This is a genomic window from Rhodoferax sp. (assembly GCF_014859475.1).
In the GTDB taxonomy this organism is placed as follows: Bacteria; Pseudomonadota; Gammaproteobacteria; order Burkholderiales; family Burkholderiaceae_C; genus Rhodoferax.
In genome coordinates this window covers 1-3,753 of record NZ_JACUUE010000224.1, presented here as the reverse complement: position 1 = coordinate 3,753, position 3,753 = coordinate 1, and the positions used below count along the sequence as shown (strand labels likewise).

General features: G+C 59.9%; 4 protein-coding genes. 1 reads left to right on the top strand and 3 read right to left on the bottom strand.

The genetic code is table 11. From position 1 onward, the window contains the following. Positions 1–1,289 (top strand): diaminopimelate decarboxylase (lysA, locus tag IBX54_RS13415; RefSeq protein ID WP_296543161.1); only part of this gene is annotated, 1,289 nt, incomplete at its 5' end. Here the strand turns inward: lysA and IBX54_RS13410 are convergent. The 3 genes from IBX54_RS13410 to IBX54_RS13400 all read right to left on the bottom strand — a co-directional run bounded on the left by IBX54_RS13410 (position 1,241) and on the right by IBX54_RS13400 (position 3,661). Continuing rightward, entirely contained in the window at positions 1,241–1,855 is a 615-nt protein-coding gene (locus tag IBX54_RS13410; protein WP_296543160.1) for a sulfite oxidase heme-binding subunit YedZ, read from the bottom strand. The genes lysA and IBX54_RS13410 overlap by 49 nt on opposite strands. An 11-nt stretch (positions 1,856–1,866) precedes the next feature. Next, positions 1,867–2,865 (bottom strand): protein-methionine-sulfoxide reductase catalytic subunit MsrP, encoded by a 999-nt coding sequence (gene msrP / locus IBX54_RS13405; RefSeq protein ID WP_296543159.1) that lies wholly within the window; start codon positions 2,863–2,865, stop codon positions 1,867–1,869. A gap of 169 nt (positions 2,866–3,034) precedes the next feature. Continuing rightward, on the bottom strand, positions 3,035–3,661 hold the full coding sequence (locus IBX54_RS13400; RefSeq protein WP_296543158.1) for a c-type cytochrome: 627 nt from the start codon (positions 3,659–3,661) through the stop codon (positions 3,035–3,037). Positions 3,662–3,753: the final 92 nt, after the last annotated feature.

The window sequence follows — 3,753 nt, the reverse complement described above, 5'->3', positions numbered from 1 at the left end:
CCAACCGCTTACCGGGCCAGCCCCACATTGCTTACCGCGGCGATGAACTTTTTCTGGAAGATGCCAACTTGAGCGCCATGGCGCAGCAGTTCGGCACGCCCTTGTTTGTTTACTCCAAAGCCGCCATGCTGGCTGCCCTGGCGGCTTACCAGCGCGGCTTTGCCGGGCGCCAGGTGCAGATTTGCTACGCCATGAAAGCCAACTCCAGCCTGGGCGTGATCGAGCTGTTTGCCCAAGCGGGTTGCGGCTTTGATGTGGTGTCGCTGGGTGAGCTGACGCGCGTGCTGGCCGCAGGCGGGCAAGCCGGCCGCATCATCTTTTCAGGGGTGGGCAAAACCCGCGACGAGATGCGCGCGGCACTCCTTGCCGGCATTGGCTGCTTCAACGTGGAGAGCGAAGCCGAGCTCGAAGTGCTCAATGAGGTCGCCTTGAGCCTGGGTGTGCAAGCGCCGGTGAGCATCCGCGTCAACCCCAATGTGGACCCGCAAACCCACCCGTATATTTCCACCGGCCTCAAAGGCAACAAGTTCGGCATTGCGCATGAGCGCGTGGTGCAGACCTACCAGCGCGCGGCCACCCTGCCCGGCCTGCGCATCGAGGGAATCGACTGCCACATTGGCTCGCAAATTACCCAGGAAGCACCGTATCTGGAAGCCATGGACCGCATGCTGGACCTGGTGCAAGCCCTTGAGGCCGCAGCTGTGCCGATTCACCACATCGACCTGGGTGGCGGCCTGGGCATTGACTACAACGGCGAATCGCCGCCTGAAGCGGATGCTTTGTGGGCCAAGTTGCTGGCCAAACTCGATGCCCGTGGCTTTGGCCAGCGCGCGCTGATGATTGAACCCGGCCGCTCACTGGTGGGCAACGCGGGCGTGTGCCTGACCGAGGTGCTGTACCTCAAACCCGGTGATCAAAAGAACTTTTGCATTGTCGATGCCGCCATGAACGACCTGCCGCGCCCGGCCATGTACCAGGCGTATCACCAGATTGTGCCTGTCAAACCGCGCCCCGCCCCGACAGAAACCTGGGATGTGGTCGGCCCGATCTGCGAGAGCGGCGACTGGCTTGGCCACGACCGTGCGTTAAGCGTGCAACAGGGCGACCTGCTGGCGGTGCTGTCGGCAGGCGCCTACTGCATGAGCATGGCGAGCAACTACAACACGCGCAACCGCGCCGCCGAAGTGCTGGTTGACGGCGGCCAGGCCCACCTGATTCGCGAGCGTGAAAGCTACGCTGATCAGATGCGGCTGGAACACTTGCCACTGGCAGCGACTCTTGCCAGGTAGCGCCACAAGCGCCAACCCAGCAAAGCCGCCAGCACGGCGGCATAGACAAGCACCTCGGCAAAGTCGTTCTTGCCGGCACGCATCCAGAAAAAATGCAGAATGGCCAGACCGGCCACTGCGTAAACCGCCTTGTGCAAGCGTTGCCAGTTTTTGGCTCCCAAGGCCTTGATGGCCCGGTTGAACGAGGTCAGCGCCAAGCCGGTGAGCAGCACAAAGGCCGTAAAACCCACCAGAATAAAGGGCCGCTTGCCAATATCGTTGGCAATGTCGGCGACATCGAACGCCATGTCGAAGCCGCTGTAGCTCAGCAGGTGCAGCAGCGCATAAAAGTAAACAAAAAGGCCCAACATGCGGCGAAAACGCGCCAACGCCGAGTTACCGGTGAGCACCCGCAAGGGCGTTACCGCCAGCACCACGCACAGCATGCGCAGGGTCCAGTCACCCGTGGAACGCACCAGCGCCTCGGCCGGGTTGGCACCCAACTGGTCAAATACCGCCGCCCACAGCAAATAGACAAAGGGCAGCAAGGCCACGACAAACACCAGCGGCTTGGCGGGCGCGCCCATGCGGCCCTGCATCAAAAGTATTTTTTCAAGTCCATGCCAGCGTACAACTGGCCCACTTGCGCCTCGTAGCCGTTGAACAGCAGCGTCTTGCGCTTTTTGGCAAACAGGCCGTCTTCGCCAATGCGGCGCTCGGTGGCCTGGCTCCAGCGCGGGTGATCCACGTTGGGGTTCACATTGGAATAAAACCCGTACTCATTGGCGGCGGCCTTGTTCCAGGCGGTAGCGGGCTGCTTGTCGGTAAAGCGAATCTTGACCAGGCTCTTGCCGCTCTTGAAACCGTATTTCCACGGCACCACCAGGCGCAAGGGCGCGCCATTTTGCCTGGGCAACACTTCGCCATACATGCCAAACGCCAGCAGCGTGAGCGGATGCATCGCCTCGTCCAGGCGCAGGCCTTCCACGTAAGGCCAATCGAGCACCCGGCTACCCACACCCGGCATGGTTTTGGGATCAGCCAGGGTGACAAATTCAACGTATTTGGCGCTGCCCAGCGGCTCCACCTTTTTGATCAACTCTGACAGCGAATAGCCAACCCACGGAATCACCATCGACCAGCCCTCGACGCAGCGCAGGCGATAAATGCGCTCTTCCTGCGCGCTGAGCTTGAGCAAGTCTTCCAGGGCGTAGCGGCCCGGTTTTTTGATCAGGCCTTCGATTTCCACTGTCCAGGGACTGGTCTTGAGCGTGTGGGCGTTTCTGGCCGGATCGGCCTTGTCGGTGCCAAATTCATAAAAATTGTTGTACGTGCTGGCATGCTTGTATTCGGTCACTTTTTCCAAGGTCAAGGCACCACTCACCGACGTTTTTCTGCGTGACAAGGCGGCCTGTTGGCCAGGTGGCATCCAGGCTTGCGCCAAGGCTTCGCGTGCAGCCCATGAAGCCAGCGCAGCGCCCGCCACGCCGGTGGCCATCAGGCGGATCAGGTCACGGCGCGACTGGCAGGCCGCAGGCGAGGTGATCTCACTGGGCACAGGATGAACAAAGGCGTTGGCATTGGTTTTGATGAGCATGGCGGTTTCCGTTGTGCTTTGGTTCCACCGAGGATAGGTGTTCTTACAAAAACCTGCTGCATCTGGAAAACATGACCGTCAGGGAGCGCGGCCACACATGAGGCTGCAGGCAAAAAAACAGGCGGGTTGCTTGACACAACCCGCCTGTTTTTTCGAAGAAATCAAAAAGTCAGTGCAGTCCGGCAATGTAGTCGGACACGGCCTTGATCTCACGGTCATTGAGCTTGGCGGCAATCTGGGTCATTTGCAGGCTGTTATTGCGCACGCCGTCCCTGAAGGCGGTCAACTGTGCCACGGCATAGTCAGCGTGCTGGCCACTCAAACGCGGGTATTGCGCCGGGATGCCGGCGCCGTTGGGGCTGTGGCAACCCGCGCAGGCCGGGATTTGGCGGTCTGCAATGCCGCCGCGGTAAATTCTTTCACCCAGCAACACCAGGTCTTTTTCTTTGGCGGCGCCAGGGGTGGCTTTCTTGGTGGCCAGCCAATAGGCAATGTTTTTCATGTCGTCTTCGCTCAGCATGGCTGCCATGCCAGTCATGACCGCGTTTTCGCGCTTGCCCGCCTTGAACTCGCTGAGTTGTTTGATCAGGTATTGGGGGTGTTGCTGCGCCAGCTTGGGGTTCACCGGGATCAGGGAATTACCATCCGCTGCGTGGCAGGCGGCACATACACCGGAAAAGCTGGCCTCGCCTTTGGCCATGTCCGGTTTGCCCGAAGCTGCGACTTCACTCGCGACACTCGAAAAAACAGGGGTGCCCAACGCGGCAACAAGGGTAAATGTGGCAATCAGCTTCATAAGTGGGCAAATCGGTTGATATTAACGTGAAAGAACATCGTCATTGCGAACGAAGTGACGCAATCCATGACTTCCGAAGACATGGATCGCCA